The following is a 16,575-nucleotide window of genomic DNA, read 5'->3' as shown; positions in this document are numbered from 1 at the left end:
GCGACGCATCGAGCGTGATTCGGCTAATCGTTCCACCCCAGCTTTGGCCAACTAGACATATTCTTTTTCAGGATTCTCAATGTATCTCTCGATAGTTCGTTGCTTGCTGACGGCGGTGATCGGCTTGGTCGCATCCACGGCGAGCGCTGGTGAAGCGGACCTCATTCTGCCTGACGTTTCCACTCAGGATTTTCTAGGAATCAATGGCCGTCACTGGCTGTTGGGCGGTTTGGTGGTGTGTGGCTTGGGCATGTCTTTCGGACTGTCGATGTTCTTCAAGCTCCGCAATTTGCCCGTGCATCAATCCATGCGTGACATCTCGGAGTTGATCTACGAAACTTGTAAGACTTATCTCTTTACCCAAGGGAAGTTCATCCTGCTGCTTGAGTTGTTCATCGGCGCAGTCATGGTGGTCTATTTTGGTTGGCTGCGACATTTCGAGGCCATGAAGGTCGCCACAATTATTTTGTTTAGCTTGGTCGGCATCGCGGGAAGTTATTTTGTGGCCTGGTTCGGCATTCGTATCAACACCTACGCCAACTCGCGTGCAGCGTTTGCTTGCTTGGCAGGCAAACCGTTGCCGGCCTTCACGATCCCCCTGCAAGCAGGCATCAGCATCGGCACGCTGCTGATTAGCGTCGAGCTGGCGATCATGCTCGCGATTCTGTTGTTTGTGCCCGGCGACTATGCGGGCCCCTGCTTCATCGGTTTCGCGATTGGCGAATCCCTCGGTGCCGCGGCCCTTCGCATCGCGGGTGGTATCTTCACGAAGATTGCCGACATTGGGGCCGACTTGATGAAGATCGTCTTTCATATCGACGAAGACGATGCCCGCAATCCCGGTGTGATCGCCGACTGCACAGGGGATAACGCCGGTGACTCGGTGGGTCCCACGGCCGACGGTTTTGAAACTTACGGCGTGACGGGTGTGGCCCTGATCACGTTCATTTTGCTGGCTGTAGTGCCGCAGCTGTATTACCCCGAGGGGGTCACTGCCGCGACCGCCACGCAGGAACAAGTGGCCGCAGCCGCGGACGCTGCCACACAAGTTCAAGTTCGCTTGCTAGTCTGGATCTTCATGATGCGAATCATGATGATCGCCACGAGTATCTTGGCCTACGCAGTGAATCAGGCTTTGGCCCGAGCAAAATATGCGACGGAAACGCACATGGACTTCGAGGCCCCATTGACTCAACTTGTTTGGATTACGTCGGTCATTTCGGTTGTGGTTACTTATGTGATGTCCTTCTTGCTGATTGGTGGTTTGGGGGATGGCACGCTGTGGTGGAAACTTTCGACAATCATTTCCTGCGGTACTCTCGCAGGGGCGATTATTCCGGAACTCGTAAAAATCTTTACTTCGACCCATTCGCTGCACGTCAAAGAAGTCGTGGAATCCTCCCGACAAGGAGGCGCTTCGCTCAACATTCTTTCTGGTTTGACTGCGGGCAATTTCAGTGCGTTCTGGATGGGATTGACGATCGTGGCTCTTATGGCGATTGCCTACGGCGTGAGTTCATTCGGCCTCGATGTTTTGATGATTGCCCCTGCCGTGTTTGCCTTCGGTTTGGTCGCGTTTGGTTTCCTGGGTATGGGTCCCGTAACAATCGCGGTCGATTCGTACGGGCCCGTTGCAGACAATGCCCAAAGCGTGTTTGAACTCTCCACGATCACCAAAATCCCCGGCATTGAGAAAGAAATCGAACGAGACTTCGGCTTCATGCCAGATTTTGTGAAAGCCAAAACCTTCCTCGAAGAAAATGACGGTGCCGGCAATACATTCAAAGCGACGGCCAAGCCGGTGCTGATTGGCACCGCGGTTGTGGGGGCCACGACTTTGATCTTCTCGATCATCGTGGTGCTGACCAACGGCTTGACCACCGATATGGAAAAACTGTCTTTGCTATATCCTCCTTTTATGCTCGGTTTGATCTCGGGCGGTGCTGTGATCTATTGGTTCACGGGGGCCTCAACTCAAGCCGTCTGTGCCGGCGCTTACCGGGCCGTGGAATTCATCAAAGAGCACATCAAGCTCACGGGTGGCGAAGATCGTGCTTCCATTGAGGACAGCAAGCGGGTCGTTGAAATTTGTACACTCTATGCCCAGAAGGGGATGTTCAATATCTTCTTCGCTCTGTTTTTCATGACGCTCTCGTTCGCTTGTATCAATGCCCATTTCTTTATTGGTTACTTGTTCTCGATTGCGATCTTCGGTTTGTACCAAGCGATTTTTATGGCCAATGCCGGTGGAGCTTGGGACAATGCCAAGAAAATCGTCGAGGTCGAACTCCGTGAAAAAGGGACGCCCTTGCACGATGCCTCGGTTGTGGGCGACACGGTGGGCGATCCGTTTAAGGACACCTCCTCGGTGGCCCTCAATCCGGTCATCAAATTCACGACTTTGTTCGGTTTGCTCGCCGTGGAACTGGCCATCGAGATGAATCCGACGACCAGCGTCGCCGTCGGCGCGATCCTCGGGCTGTTGTCGCTGGTCTTTATCTGGCGGTCGTTCTATCGGATGCAAATTGCCGTGCAAGCGGCCACACCGGCCCTGGCAGAATGAGCTTTTCTAGGCCCTTGCAGGCTTAGGGGTTTGATCTAAAATTTAAGCTCGACTTGGGTCCGAGAAACTCCGATATTTCTCTGGATCGCTAACCTGGAGAGGTGGCAGAGTGGTCGAATGCGCCGGTTTGCTAAATCGGTGACCGGGGAAACCTGGTTCGCAGGTTCGAATCCTGTCCTCTCCGCTTGATTTGTTGGGCTTTGATTCGGTGCATTATCGCCGAATCTTCTGCAAAACCCTCGCTTCGGCGGGGGTTTTTATTGCGCCGATCCTCTTAATACGGCTCAAAGATTCGGAGCGCCACGTCGCTGAATTCTGCACCAAATTCGTGGGGTCCCGCATCGCGGCGCAAAATTGCTGGCATTTTGCTTCGCTTGAAATCAATTTGTGTCGGAATTCTCAGGGCGGTCGCCTAATTCATCGAAGCAAAACTCACCGAATTCACTTCCCAGTCAAATTGATGCCTAACTGAAAATCCAATTGCCAAAGAGCACTCGCACCACAGCGCGAGACCATTGTAATGGATTTCAGCGGCCAATTCTCTCAAGCTATTTGGCCAGTAATAGAAAGAAGTAAATTTAACAAAGTGGACTTTAAGCTCACTCAAAGTTTGGAGTTGATTCGGCGTGCTTCAACAACTCCTTGGCTTCTTTGGCCGCATGAGTTTTAGAAAAATTGTTTACAATCCGCTGGAGTCGCGTAAACGCCTTTTGGCGATCTTTCTCGTCATTCTTCTCCAATAGAATAAGCGCAGCTGCTAGACCTTTATTGGCCCTCTGCTCGTCGGCGACCTCCGGGGCCATACTCAGCTTCTTAAGTTTTGCGGCTTCTTCAGGAGGAAGTGGAAGAGGCGCGAAGCGACGAGCTGTCGCATCGAGCGCTGTATAACGTAACCAGAGGTCGGCACGGTCGATCTTGGCGAGCTGTTCGTTTATTTGTTTTTGCATTTGCTTGTGGATATACCCTTGCATATAAGCAGCGGCTTGGCGGACATGCTCGGACTCTGACTCCAAGCTGGACCTTATCGCACTTGACGCGCTTAACATATCGCCAAATTCCAATCGGCGCGCGGCGAATTTTAGTTCCTCGGGCACTTTATCGTATTTGAATTTCCAAGTGGCTCCTTGAGCGGCGTGCTCGACCGTCATAGGGATATCGTTCCACCAACCCCACATGAAAGTTTGATCCGGCTTAACCATCCTTACATCGGTAATCGATTGGAGATTGATTGCAACCTCTCCGCTGGCCGCTTCGAACGAACGGTCGGGATCAACCAATACGGGCCATGTAATTTTTTGGTCTTCGACATATTCGATGATTTCATTCCTTGAGCACCCTGAATTCACGGCAACGAACAAGACAGGCTGGTCGGCAAATTGTGCCACCTCGTCCATCAACTTTGGCCACATTCTCTTGCACTTGGGACATGTTTCCTCGAAAAACCAAAAAACAACGCCCTTGCCACGAATTTCATCGTAGGTAAGGGGGCTGCTGTTGATCCAGCGCTCTGGCTCAGAAGGTAGTTCAGGCGGACTCTCAGGAAGCGTAATCCCCTGAACTGTGGAGCAGATAACTGCCAACACCAATCCACTAAACAGACAATGCCTCGCGCTCATTGATAAACTCACTTTCGAGGATTTCTATATCTACGAAATAACAACACCAGTATAGTTGCCGCTCAAAAGTGATTGCAACGCTATGATTGCTAGCGTTTTCTCTGCGAATTTTAGCGGTGTAAATGTCTGATACCCGCAGAAGTCTTTAGCTTCTTCAAGTCACCCCATGGTGGGGTCCGAACAAATGTAAAGGTTTACGCTTTGGGCTGACTTTTCCGTCGAGCCTCGGGCGTTGCCGCTAGCACTTGTCCATCCTGGTTCGGGGCCTCACGAACCGTAGCTCTTCTCGCCAATCACAACATGCCGCTTGCCGATTCAGGAAACATCCTGATGCGAACATTTTGCGCGATCACGCGCCGGATGTCGTACGCGCGCTGTGCGATCATGATGTTTGCAATTATGTGTGGGTCGGCCGGTTGCACACCTAGTTATTATAGACAGCAAGCCGATGAAGATGTCGACTGCCTGACTGATCAAAAGTCAGCCATGGCCGGGTACGAACCGGCCAGTTTTCGAATCGACATCGATCCGCGGTCTCGTATGTACGACCCCAACAATCCGGATTGGGAACCGATGCCACCGGATGATCCGACGTCGAATCTCTTGATGCAACGCGTCGATGGCATGAAGGGTTCCAAGCTGTGGAACAAGCTTCCCAAGACGCCCTTCGTTGATAATCCCGCTTGGACGGACTATCTGCCGCTCAATGAGCAAGGGGGCATGATGCTCGATCTCACCGGCGCGATCGAGATGGGGTTCTTGAACTCGCCTCGTTATCAGAGCGAACTCGAACAGCTGTACTTATCCGCGCTCGATGTGAGTTTTGAGCGGTTCCGTTTTGACTATCAATTCTACGGCGGGTCCAGCGTCTTCTACACGGCCGACGGTGAAAATCGTACGGGAACGGGCAATGATTCGAGCTTACTTGAAGTGAACACATCGCGCCCTGGAAATAATCTACGGGTTGAGAAATTGTCGGCTACGGGCAATCAACTTGTCGCAGGGTTTGCCAATTCCCTGGTTTGGCAATTCTCTGGCCCGGATGATTATTCGAGCAATACGCTTCTCGACTTTGCCATGATACAACCGCTCTTGCGCAGAGCGGGCCGCACGCGCATCCTCGAGCGGCTGACTTTGTCGGAACGCAATCTTCTGGCTAATGTTCGAGAAATGGAACGCTTCCGGGAATCCTATTACGTAAGCGTGGTAACAGGCCGCGATCCAGGGCAAGGCCCCTCACGGCGTGGTGGCGTGCTCGGTAGCGGTTTGACAGGTTTTACGGGCGTTGGCGGGACAGGATTTGGTGGCATCGGAGGCGGTGGCGGCTTCAATCAAGGTTTCGGTTCGGGTGGAAACGGTGGGAGTTTCACCGGCGGAGCGGGGGCCCAAGGCTCGGGCGGATATTTGGGGCTGCTGCAAAGCGAGCAAGTCATCCGCAATCAATATGCCAACGTCGCGGCACTACGCGATAGCGTGTTGCAATTGGAAGCGTCCTATGACGCGGGGCGCATCGACCGCTTCCAAGTCGATCTTGCTAAGCAAGCCTTATTCAATGCGCAAAGCCAATTGCTGACCGCGGAGAATCAATACCAGACTTTCTTAGAATTCTTTCTCACGAACTTGGGCATGCCGCCGGAACTCGATGTCAAAGTCGAAGATCCGCTGCTGGATCGGCTCAACTTGCTTGATCCAACACTTGAACAACTTCAGCAACGCGTAAGCGATGTGCTCGATGAGCTGCGTCTATTGCGTGATGCGGAAGAAGGTCGCCCTGCCATCGCCGATGACGATGAATTGATCGTACCGAATATGCCGGCGAGCGATCAGCAACTTGCCGAGGAATTGACTCCCCTGTTGGCTGAAGCGATCGATGTGGAACGCGTGGTGACGGAGCGGATTGGCGCCGTCGAGAATGATTTTCAAGCCTTGGAAGAGGCTCTTCCGAAACGGCGGGAATCGCTCCAAAAGTTGGCTTCACGACCAGAGCTGGCTGAGACTGATATTAATCCCCAAATTTTTAGCGTCGAGCGCCTGGATGCGCAAATCGAGAAGCAGCGACGGGATTTTCAGGCGTTGCAAACTCGGCTGAACGAAACAAGTACGGACTTGCATGATTTGCTGCATTCTGAACCGGAAGCCAATCGCGACACGCTTAACCTCCTGATTCGAGCAGTCACTGAGCTGTCTGGCGAGTTGCTGGAACTTTCACTCGTGCAAGCCAGTACACGACTGGAAGCCGTGAGCTTTGATCCCGTGCAACTCACGAATGAACAAGCCTTGGCGATTGCCGCCTATTATCGCCAAGATTGGATGAATGCCCGAGCCAACTTGGTGGACGCCTGGCGGTTGATCTTCTTCAACGCCAACGATCTGGAAAGTGATCTGAACATCATCTTCAGCGGCGACGTGGGCAACGTGGGAGACAATCCGTTCGACATCCGCAGTTCGCGTGGACGGTTGCGTGTAGGCTTGGAATTCGATGCTCCGCTGACTCGCTTGGCGGAACGCAATATCTACCGGCAATCGTTGATCGAATTTCAACAAGCTCGCCGAACTTACTACCAATACCGCGACAGCGTTTACCGTGATTTGAGAAACACATTGCGGCAGATTCGACTTAACGAATTGAACTTTGAACTGCGTCGGGCCGCCGTGCAGCTGGCAATTTCCCAGGTTGACCTCACGCAGTTACGACTCTCCGAGCCACCCCAACCGGGTGAAGTCGCCTTGTTCGACAACAACACGGCGCGTGACTTGGTGCAGGCCTTGGGCGATCTACTGAATGTGCAGAACGATTTCTTAAGCGTCTGGGTCAATCAAAAAGTCCAACTCTTGAACTTGGAACTTGATCTGGGGGTTATGGAACTCACGCCCAACGGCATGCTCATCGAGAACAATGTGCCGATGGAAACATACTTGATTGGATTGCCGTGCAACACAACGGATATGGGATTGGCAGCGAGAGACTTGGACCTATTAGGCCCTGGGGCCTTGTTGCAGCCAGAGAGTCTTGAACCAGTGATTCCACTGCCTTCGGGAGAAGGGGCTGTAGAAGAGTTCCCCGGCGAGTTGTTGCCTGTTCCCGAAGACTTGCCAGAAATCGAAGAGTCTCTGCCACGCGGTGCTGCCGCCGACGATCAGGTGATTCACGCAAGTGGGGAATTCACCGGTTCGCCCGAGAGTGACAGTTTGCCCAATCCGCTGCGGCTGCCAGTTGGACCGACCGGGGCGGTATCGATTCCGGTCGTTTTGGCGGATTCTCCTGAGGAATCCCACAATCCCAATGCGCAAGAGTGATCTGTCTTTTGGCTTGGTCGAGACCTAAAATGAAAGCACCTTCCTTTTCCTCCGCTCGTTCGCCCGCCGCTGATCAATCGAGGCAGATCGTCATGAATTTATCAGTCGCCAGACAACGATCCTCACGCGCGTTGCGCCGAGGCGCGTCGGGTTTGCTTTCTGTGTTTCTCTTGACACTGATCATCGCCACGCTCGGTGGCGGAGCATGGTGGTGGAACAATCAAGGAACTCAAGAAGATACAACGGATGCCATCTTGCACGAAGTCGGTCGCCGTGATTTTCGCTTGGATATTACCGAACGAGGTGAGATTAAATCTGGCGGAGTGACCGAAGTCCGTTCCTTGGTGAAATCCAAGAGCACAACCGGCACGGCCATCTTGCGTATCGTGCCCGAAGGAACGCAAGTTCAAGAGGGTGATTTTCTGGTCGAACTCGATTCTTCTGCCCTCAAGGAAGAACTTACCACACAAAAGATTAGCTACAACTCTGCCAAAGCCTTGATGGTTGAAGCGAAGAACTTGTACGAAACGGCCGTGATCTCCAAACGGGAGTATCTCGAAGGAACTTACGTTCAGGAACGCCAGATCATCGAAAGCGAAGTCTTTGTGGCGGAAGAGAACCTCAACCGCGCCAAGGAGTACTACGTCTACAGCAAGAAACTGGCCGCGAAGGGGTATGTCAACGAATTGCAGCTCGAAGCAGATCGCTTTGCAGTGGAAAAATCGGAAAAGGAACTCGCGGCCGCGCGAACTAAGCTGAAAGTCCTGGACGAATTTACCCGAGCCAAGATGGTGAAGCAGCTCGAAAGCGATATCGCCACAACCGAGGCCAAATGGGAATCGGAAAAGAACAGCTTTGAGCTGGAAGAAAGCAAGGTTGCCGACCTGCAAGATCAGATCGAAAAATGCACGCTGACGGCTCCGCGCGAAGGAACGGTCGTGTTTGCCCACGAGCGCGATCGCGGCGGCAATGAATCGGTCATTATTCAAGAGGGAGCGATTGTCCGCGAACGTCAGGTGATTGTTCAACTGCCTGATCCGAATTCGATGGAAGTGGAGCTGACGATCAACGAATCGCTAATTCAATTCATGAAAAAAGGGATGCCCGCACGAATCGTGCCGGTCGGTTTCGGTGGTGATGTGTTGCGTGGCGAGGTCGTGAAGATCAATCAATACGCCGAGCCAACGGGCTGGCGCAAGGCGAACGTCAAGGAATACAAAGCGACGGTCAGCGTTCAAAACCCACCCTTGGGGTTGCGGCCAGGCATGACGGCTTCCGTTACGGTGCTCTGCGAAGAAATCGATGATGCGATGCAAGTTCCCGTTCAGGCAGTCTATTCGCACGGCAATCAGTATTACTGCTTTGTCTTTGCCAACGGCAAGTGGCAAGCTCGGCCAGTTGTCACGGGACCGACGAACGAGAAGTTCTACGTCATCGAAAGCGGCCTTGAGGTCGCTGACCGTGTGGCGATGAATCCCAAGTCGCTGCTCGATAAAGTTGATCTGCCAAAAATCGCGCCGGAGCGGCAACAACGGGCCGTGGCGCAAAGCCCCCTCGCCGACGCGGCGGAACCCGCCAAGTCCGATGTCAGCACGGCCCAAAAACCTGCAGCCACGGGTGAGAGCGCCGGTGGCTGATCCTTCGATTGCCTCAAACATGGTTTCCACGAGCCAGGAATCTGCCGGCAAGTTCGACGCCCAGAATCTCCATGGGCGGCCGCTCGCGGCGAGTATTCGTGATCTTCACAAGGATTACGTTCTCAGTGGCGAAACGGTCCACGCTCTGCGAGGCGTTTCGTTTGATATTCCAGTTGGTGATTACGTTTCGATCATGGGTCCATCCGGTTCGGGCAAAAGCACGTTGCTCAATTTGCTCGGGTGCTTGGATCGGCCCACGTCGGGAACATTCTTGCTCGGCAACGACAACGTCGCCTCGATGAACGACAACCAACTTGCCGAGACCCGCGCTCGGCGGATCGGATTCGTCTTTCAGTCCTACAATCTCCTTCCTGCCCTGACGGTAGTGGAAAATATCGAAGTGCCGTTGTATTACGGGGGACAACTCACGCCGCAAACTCGGGCGCGTTGCTTGGAACTCGCACGGATGGTCGGCCTGGAAGCTCGTTTGGGCCATCGTCCGGCACAACTCTCGGGTGGCCAGCAACAGCGTGTGGCCATCGCCCGGAGTTTGGTCAACGACCCGAAGTTCATCCTTGCCGACGAACCCACCGGAAATTTGGATTCCAAAACAACCGACGAAATTCTGGCACTGCTGCAAAGTCTCAACGACGAAGGCCGCACGATTATCATGGTCACCCACGAGCCCGACGTCGCCGAAAAAACCCGCCGGGTGATTTGGCTGCGCGACGGCCAAGTTCTCTCGGATGAGAGGCATTGATACTCATGGCAATGTGGTGGCGGACAATTCAGCTCAGTGTCAAAAGCGTGTTTCTGCATCCTCTGCGGTCGGCGCTGACGGTGCTGGGTATTTTCATCGGCGTGGCGAGCGTGATCTGGCTGCTGGCGATGGGCGAAGGCATTGGCCGCGCCGCACAGGAACAGATCGCCAGCCTCGGTGCCAACAACATCATCGTCCGCACGATCAAGCCCTCGAGCGATGACGTCGAAGATGGCAGCTACGGCCTCACACGCAGCGATTACGTCACGTTGCTGGCCACCATCCCGACGATCTCCAAAGCTTTGCCGATTCGTACGGTAAGCCAGGAATTTCGCTACCAAACCCGCGCCTTTGAGGGTCGACTCGTCGGTTGCACGCCCGACTACGCCGAAGTCACTCGGCTGGTGCTCGATGAAGGTCGTTTTCTCAGCGACTCCGATCTGGAAGGCGAACGGAATTATTGCGTGCTGGCTGCCGAAGCCGCGCAGCGTTTGTTTCCCTCGGGCAATGCCCTTGATCAAAAAATCATGGTCGACGAGCAGTTCTACTCCGTCGTCGGCATCATGAAACCTCGCGCGCCTTCAGCCGGCATCGGCGGATCGCTCGCCGCGGAGGACTATTCCAACGACGTCTATGTGCCGATCACCACGCTCTGGCGGCGGATCGGCGATATGATCGTTATCACCAAGCCGGGCCAGTTCCAACGCGATTGGCTCGAAGTGAGCCAAATCACGCTGCAAGTCGCCAATCGCGACGACGTGCTGAAAACGGCCGACCTCGTCCGCTACACACTTGAACGGAGCCACACGCTCGCCGATTTCGGCGTCACCGTGCCGCTTGAGCTTTTGCAACAAGCCGAAACGACGCGGTTGATGTTTATTCTGTTCCTCGGTTTGATCGCGGCGATTTCGCTCGTCGTGGGTGGTATCGGCATCATGAACATCATGCTCGCCACGGTCACTGAGCGAACTCACGAAATCGGTATCCGCCGCGCCCTGGGGGCAAAACGCCAGGACATCACGCGGCAGTTTCTCGTCGAAAGCACGGTCCTTTCGTTTGCCGGCGGGTTGTCGGGCGTGTTGGGCGGGCTCTTCTGCCGGCCAATTTCGCTGTTCCTGCGCGGTCAAATGGAAACTTGGTTTCCGCAACAAATGTCGACCCTTCCCGATTTGATCCGCAATGTCGAACCGCAACTGGTGACGTGGTCGATCCCGCTGGCGTTCATCATCTCCCTCTTGGTGGGCGTCGTCTTCGGCGTCTACCCAGCCCTCCGCGCCGCACGGCTCGATCCGATCGAGGCGTTAAGGCACGAGTAGCGTTCGTCGCTAAGTTCTTATTTTCTCATTTCAAGACTTCCAACTTGTCCAACTCTTCCAACTTGGCAGGGTCTATTTCGATTTTGTCAGTGTTCATATTTTTTTTAAGTCATTCTGAGAGAGAGCCTAGGTCCGCCGGAGGCGGAAAGAATCTAGCCTCCCCATCCACTCTTCCTTTGACCCCTGACCTCCGGCCTCTGGCCTCTTCCTGCTGCTTTGCCAGGTTTGCGAGGTTTGCTTGGTTTGCGGCCGCTTAAAACTCGCCAAGCTGAGTTTTGTCACGCTTCCTGGGGTCCCAACTTTGGTGACGAAACTCCTGGATTTTGTCACATCGCGATGTCACAAGTGCTGAGCGTTTCAAGTCCTTGCGACATTCTTATGTTCCAAAACGAATCGACTTTTGGTCGAAACGTGCGATTGAGCGCGTTCCAAAAGTTCACTTTGCGGTTTCAATTATCAAAGAGCACGTCTAATAAGTGGCGAGCACCATTATCGCGATTGGGAAGCGCTCCGCCACAACGATTTTTGGCCACTTGGAATTCTCACGCAGAGGCGCTGAGTTCGCGGAGAGAAACCACGAATGAAACGAATTGCACGAATAAGAATGTGGGGTCAGAGGCCGGAGGTCAGTGTCGGAAGAACCTGAGCCCAAACGCGCTAGCGTGGGGTTCTGCGCCGCGGCGGCAGAAGTTGGGTGGCACTGCTGGCTTGCCCAGCAGTGTATTCTCAGCGAAGCAGATAAACACCGTAGCCTGGGCCAATGTCGAATACATCACACCGCGAGGAGTCCGTCTTCGAGTTCACGGACCTTGCGTGTGGGGTGAGCGTGTCGAATGAGTTCGGCAAAGAAGCTATTTGTGAGGGCTGTGATTGAGAATTCCAACCACATTAAGGCAAGTCATTCTCCGGTTAAGCAGGCGCAGCGATATTCATAAGTCTTTACTGTATAAGCCATAACGCCAAAAAAAGCACTCAGCCGTTAAAGACGCATTTATACTTTTACCTTTTGGGCCTAAAGGTAAAATTCTTTATTGACGACATTATTTACTGGCCGTATGATTAAGTAAATGGATTTCACCCCTGAAAAGGTCCGACGGCTGTCATGGAAGTTGAGTTTGCCAATCCCGAGTTGGAAGCAATGGAGGAGGATGGTGTCGATTGCAATTTCGACAACGCCATCGGTAAAGGCTACCGTAAGGTACTCAACTTTGTGCGAGGGGCAGTGGATGAGCGTGATTTTCGCACCATGCGGTCGCTGAACTTTGAAAAACTTCAGGGCGATAGATCACATCAGTATTCATTAAGAATCACTAAACAATGGCGACTTATAATCGAGATTAAAAAATCAACACCCAAGAACATAATCGTGTTAATAGGTATCGAAGATTATCACAAGTAAATGAGGAGGGCTAACAATGACTGCGATGAACAAAGCCTCATTTGCTCCAGGCGAATATATTAGAGACGAACTTGAGGCTCGTGGTTGGACGCAGGAGGCATTCGCTCATATTTTGGGCCGTCCACTAAAGACCGTCAATCAAATTATCACTGGCGTTAAGGCCATTACTCCACAGACCGCAAGGGAACTCGCTGCGGCGTTTGGCACCACCGCCGAATTGTGGCTCAATCTGGAAAGCGCCTATCGGCTTGCTCAGGAAAAGCCAAATTCCGACGCTGTCGCGAGACGTGCAAAGCTTTATGAATTCGCCCCTGTAAAAGAAATGATCCTGCGGAAATGGATTCCCGATCTTGAGGATGTTTCTGCGTTAGAAGCCGCGGTAAATGATTTTTTTTCGGAACCGTTTGAAGTTGCTGCCAGAAAATCGACTTCTTACGAGACGGATACACCGGCTCAGCGTGCATGGATGTATCAAGCACGCAATATGGCTCGAAAGATTGTGGATGTTTCGCCATATAGCGAGCCCAAGGCTCGCAAGTATTTAGATGAACTGCGTGCGCTTGTCACAAGTGAGCATGAAGTGCGTCATGTTCCAAAGTTGCTTGGGAGAATGGGAATACGCCTCGTGTTAATTAAGGGATTGCAAGGCGCAGCGATTGACGGGGCTGTATTTTGGCTCGACAAGAAGTCTCCTGTAATCGCGTTATCTCTGCGATATGATCGCATTGACAACTTTTGGTTCACGTTATTTCACGAGCTTAGCCATGTTTTACACGGCGATGCAAGCATAGATGTTAATTTGGTTGGTCCAAACAGAGTAGCGACAGCCGACATTTCGGAGGTCGAGCGACGAGCAAATAAGGAAGCAAGTAACTATTTGGTTCCGAGTGAAAAAATTGAATCGTTCATTATCCGACATCGCCCGCGATTCTCGAAAGTAAAAATTATTCAATTTGCAAACCTTCACGGAATTCACCCTGGTATTGTCGTGGGACAACTTCAGCACCGGGATGCAATAAATTATTCGCATAGCCGAGAAATGCTGCCACCCGTGCGCAGCCTCATCGCCCCTAACGCACTTACGGATGGGTGGGGTCATTCCTCGCCAACAGAGTAGGGAGTAAGAATGACTACTATCGTACGCAAGAAAACAGACCAGATGATGGATATCTATGATCTGTATTTACAGGCAGGCGGAGATGAACCAATTGACTTAAATAAACTGGCAGACTTCGCCATCAACAACGATCATTGGTCTAGAACCAATTTAGCGGATTTACGTCGCCAATTATGCAAACGAGAGTTTGCCAAGGCATTTAGAGAGCAATATCACATTGACCCGCAGGGCCGTCATGTACGGACTTTGCATGCAATAGTTAAGTGTGATGGCGATACCCAGAAAACTTTCTGGGGCGATATGCGCAAGGTAGACGAGGTCTATATGACGGATGCTTTTCAGCGCCGCCGGTCCCAAATTGTCGGCGACTGCACGCAACTGAAAATAGATGTCGATAGCTGGAATGACAATAATACAGTTGGCGGGAGCTACCAATTATTACTGAACTTCACTGATGACGTAGCAGAGCGAACTCAGCCCACAACCTACTCACCAAAGAAGCCGCAAGAAGCTGAGTTAATCCCATTGCCTAAAGGCCCATTCGCGAAGAAAGTCGCTAGGAACAAGCCAAGATAATCCACCGCCCCTCGCAATCCTCAACAAACCGATCCCGGTGATACCGAAAGTTTTCCCAGCTGAGCGCGGAACTCTATCGAGATCGTCGTTTGGTTGATCAGCCATGAGACCTCGGCTACAGGTTGGGAAGAATCCGCGGTCACAGACCACGGTTACAGGCACGTTTCGCCCCCGTGGACAGAGTTGGCTTGCTCGTGAGACAATAGAGGATTCAGCTTCCTCCATCGTGCCAGTGAGTCCTTTTTGTCTGCCTCTCAATCCCCACCGCCACTGAAGTTTGCCGTCCTGGGGGGCGGGATCTCGGGACTGACCGCGGCGTATCGCTTGCGCACGTTGTTGCCTCACGCACATGTTGAACTGTTTGAAGCGAGTGACCGACTCGGTGGCGTCCTTTCCACACAGCGCGTCGGGGATTTGCTTATCGAGCTGGGGGCCGACAGTTTCATCACGAAACAACCCTGGGCCGTTGAGCTTTGCGAGGAATTGGGGATCGCCGATGAATTGATTCCCACCAACACGCAGCACCGTCGGGCGTTGGTTTGGCAGGGCGACCGGCTGCATCCCGTGCCGGAAGGTTTTGTGTTGATTCGGCCGCAGCAAGTCGGCTCGATTCTTAAAACGTCGCTCTTGAGTTGGCGGGGAAAAATTCGCTTGCTGGCCGAGCGATGGCGGCGTCCTCCTCGGTCGATCGAAGGCACAAACTTTGATGACAATCTGGCCCGCTTCGCAAGCAAACGGCTGGGTAAGGAAACATTTGAGCGTTTGGTCGAGCCGTTGGTCGCGGGGATCTATACGGCCGACGCCACGAAACTGAGCGTGGCCGCGACGATGCCGGACGCGATCGAGGTGCTGCGCAAGCATCACACGCTGTGGCATCTCAAAGAGAATGACCAGGAAACAGCGAGCGGCGCGCGGTATGGAAGTTTTGTAACGCCCCGCGGCGGGGTGGGGCAACTGGTGAATGAGCTTGTCAGCCAAATCGACGATGAATCGATTCACGTGGATCGTAAGGCTTCGCTGATTTCTGGGGACAGCGATAAAGGTTGGTGGATTGATTTTTCCAACGCGGCGAGTGAAGGTCCTTTTGCGGGGGTTGTCGTGGCTTTGCCCACGCCCCAGGCCGCACCGATTGTGCATAACATCGATCCGGTCCTCGCTGAGTTGCTCGGCAGTATTTCTTATGCGAGTAGTGCGATCGTATGTGCCGCGTTTCGTAAGGACCAAATCGCACGCGAATTGGATGGCTTTGGCTTCGTGGTCCCCGCCGCCGAGCAGCGGCAGATCATCGCGGCGAGTTTTTCGAGCATCAAATTTCCGGGACGAGCGCCGGAAGACACCGTGTTGGTGCGCATTTTCCTGGGTGGGGCTTTGCGGCCAGAACTTGTCGAGTTTCCCGATGAGGAGCTCACGCGGCTAGCGCTGGGCGAATTGCAGAAGGCCATCGGCACGCGTGGCGAGCCGTTGCACGTGGAAGTGCAGCGTTGGCGGGAGAAGATGCCGCAATATCACGTCGGTCACGTGCAGCTGGTGGATGACATCGAGCGCCGCGTGGATCAGCATCCGGGATTGGCGCTCGCGGGGAACGGCTATCGGGGCGTGGGGATTCCGTATTGTGTGCGAAGTGGAGACTTAGCAGCGAAACGGGTGGCGGAGCGATTTTTGTCTTAAATCACTTCGCCCGGACCGCGTTGCGGCCCGGCTAGGCGCCGAATAACAGAGTCGGTCCGTCTTCGCTGAGCGAGAAGATGCCGAATTGTTCTTCTTTTTGAGCGATACCTAGCGCAATGTCATCATCGGTTGTGGCTTGTTCGGCTTGCTCGGATGCGGTCACGAGTTGCTGCATGGCGAGAGCTTTGGCAAAATCGCGCGCGAATGCCGGATCGTCGGCGAGTGCGGCTTCGATCAATGCTTTTTGTTGATGATTGCCAACGACTTCCACCGTGCCATCGAGTTCAGAAACGCGAAGCTGCAAAGGCTCATCGAGTTTAATGCCCGCCGAGGAGAGTGCGTTTTGAATTCGCGCGGCGAGATTCGCTTGCAGGTTGGCGAGTTCCGACTGGAGGTCGGCGATATCGGTGATCGAGGACGTCTCGCTGTCAGCAGACTCGGAATCGGTCATCGATTCGAGAATCGCGGAGAACGGCACCGACAGGGTATCGAGGCTGCGCTCCAGCAGTGAGCCGGCCGTGCTGACGGCGGCAGGAGCTGCCAAACCTAGTAATACCGCTTCCATGAAATCCCCCTGCGAGCGCAACGATTTCGCGCTCTTTGGGAACATCGACGCCGTCGGGTTG

Annotated in this window: 11 protein-coding genes and 1 tRNA gene; 10 read left to right on the top strand and 2 right to left on the bottom strand. The window is 53.5% G+C overall.

The features are described from left to right. Positions 1 to 79 precede the first annotated feature (79 nt). The gene (locus AC6T8Q_RS05925) at positions 80 to 2,563 is read left to right on the top strand and encodes a sodium-translocating pyrophosphatase (protein WP_500678190.1); all 2,484 of its coding nucleotides are present in this window, start codon (positions 80 to 82) and stop codon (positions 2,561 to 2,563) included. A gap of 95 nt (positions 2,564 to 2,658) precedes the next feature. Beyond that, positions 2,659 to 2,747 (top strand) — tRNA-Ser (locus AC6T8Q_RS05920). Positions 2,748 to 3,162: 415 nt separating this feature from the next. Here AC6T8Q_RS05920 and AC6T8Q_RS05915 read toward each other — a convergent pair. Continuing rightward, on the bottom strand, positions 3,163 to 4,179 hold the full coding sequence (locus AC6T8Q_RS05915; protein ID WP_500678189.1) for a peroxiredoxin family protein: 1,017 nt from the start codon (positions 4,177 to 4,179) through the stop codon (positions 3,163 to 3,165). 330 nt (positions 4,180 to 4,509) lie between these two features. Between AC6T8Q_RS05915 and AC6T8Q_RS05910 the strand changes: the two genes are divergently transcribed. The 8 genes from AC6T8Q_RS05910 (at position 4,510) to hemG (ending at position 15,949) form a co-directional block, all read left to right on the top strand. Then, on the top strand, positions 4,510 to 7,476 hold the full coding sequence (locus tag AC6T8Q_RS05910; RefSeq protein WP_500678188.1) for a TolC family protein: 2,967 nt from the start codon (positions 4,510 to 4,512) through the stop codon (positions 7,474 to 7,476). Between the two features lie 161 nt (positions 7,477 to 7,637). Then, the gene (locus AC6T8Q_RS05905) at positions 7,638 to 9,113 is read left to right on the top strand and encodes an efflux RND transporter periplasmic adaptor subunit (protein ID WP_500678187.1); all 1,476 of its coding nucleotides are present in this window, start codon (positions 7,638 to 7,640) and stop codon (positions 9,111 to 9,113) included. A 19-nt stretch (positions 9,114 to 9,132) separates the two neighbouring features. Continuing rightward, positions 9,133 to 9,873, top strand: a complete 741-nt coding sequence (locus AC6T8Q_RS05900; protein WP_500678279.1) for an ABC transporter ATP-binding protein — start codon at positions 9,133 to 9,135, stop codon at positions 9,871 to 9,873. A gap of 5 nt (positions 9,874 to 9,878) precedes the next feature. Further along, positions 9,879 to 11,189, top strand: a complete 1,311-nt coding sequence (locus AC6T8Q_RS05895; RefSeq protein WP_496919468.1) for an ABC transporter permease — start codon at positions 9,879 to 9,881, stop codon at positions 11,187 to 11,189. A gap of 1,102 nt (positions 11,190 to 12,291) precedes the next feature. Beyond that, positions 12,292 to 12,588: a type II toxin-antitoxin system RelE/ParE family toxin gene (locus AC6T8Q_RS05890; protein WP_500678186.1), complete on the top strand. Its 297-nt coding sequence runs from the start codon at positions 12,292 to 12,294 to the stop codon at positions 12,586 to 12,588. Positions 12,589 to 12,604: 16 nt separating this feature from the next. Next, entirely contained in the window at positions 12,605 to 13,705 is a 1,101-nt protein-coding gene (locus tag AC6T8Q_RS05885; protein ID WP_500678185.1) for a HigA family addiction module antitoxin, read from the top strand. A 9-nt stretch (positions 13,706 to 13,714) separates the two neighbouring features. Beyond that, positions 13,715 to 14,281: a hypothetical protein gene (locus AC6T8Q_RS05880; protein WP_500678184.1), complete on the top strand. Its 567-nt coding sequence runs from the start codon at positions 13,715 to 13,717 to the stop codon at positions 14,279 to 14,281. A gap of 243 nt (positions 14,282 to 14,524) precedes the next feature. Next, positions 14,525 to 15,949 carry a protoporphyrinogen oxidase gene (hemG, locus tag AC6T8Q_RS05875; RefSeq protein WP_500678183.1) on the top strand — a complete coding sequence of 475 codons (1,425 nt, stop codon included), beginning with the start codon at positions 14,525 to 14,527 and terminating at the stop codon, positions 15,947 to 15,949. Positions 15,950 to 15,980: 31 nt separating this feature from the next. On the opposite strand, the gene AC6T8Q_RS05870 is transcribed toward hemG, so the two are convergent. Beyond that, positions 15,981 to 16,514: a hypothetical protein gene (locus AC6T8Q_RS05870; RefSeq protein ID WP_500678182.1), complete on the bottom strand. Its 534-nt coding sequence runs from the start codon at positions 16,512 to 16,514 to the stop codon at positions 15,981 to 15,983. Between the last annotated feature and the right edge of the window lie 61 nt (positions 16,515 to 16,575).

The sequence above is a fragment of the Bythopirellula sp. genome (assembly GCF_041737835.1).
GTDB lineage: Bacteria > Planctomycetota > Planctomycetia > Pirellulales > Lacipirellulaceae > Bythopirellula.
The sequence above is the reverse complement of the archived record's forward strand: the minus strand, read 5'-3'. Positions and strand labels throughout refer to the sequence as shown.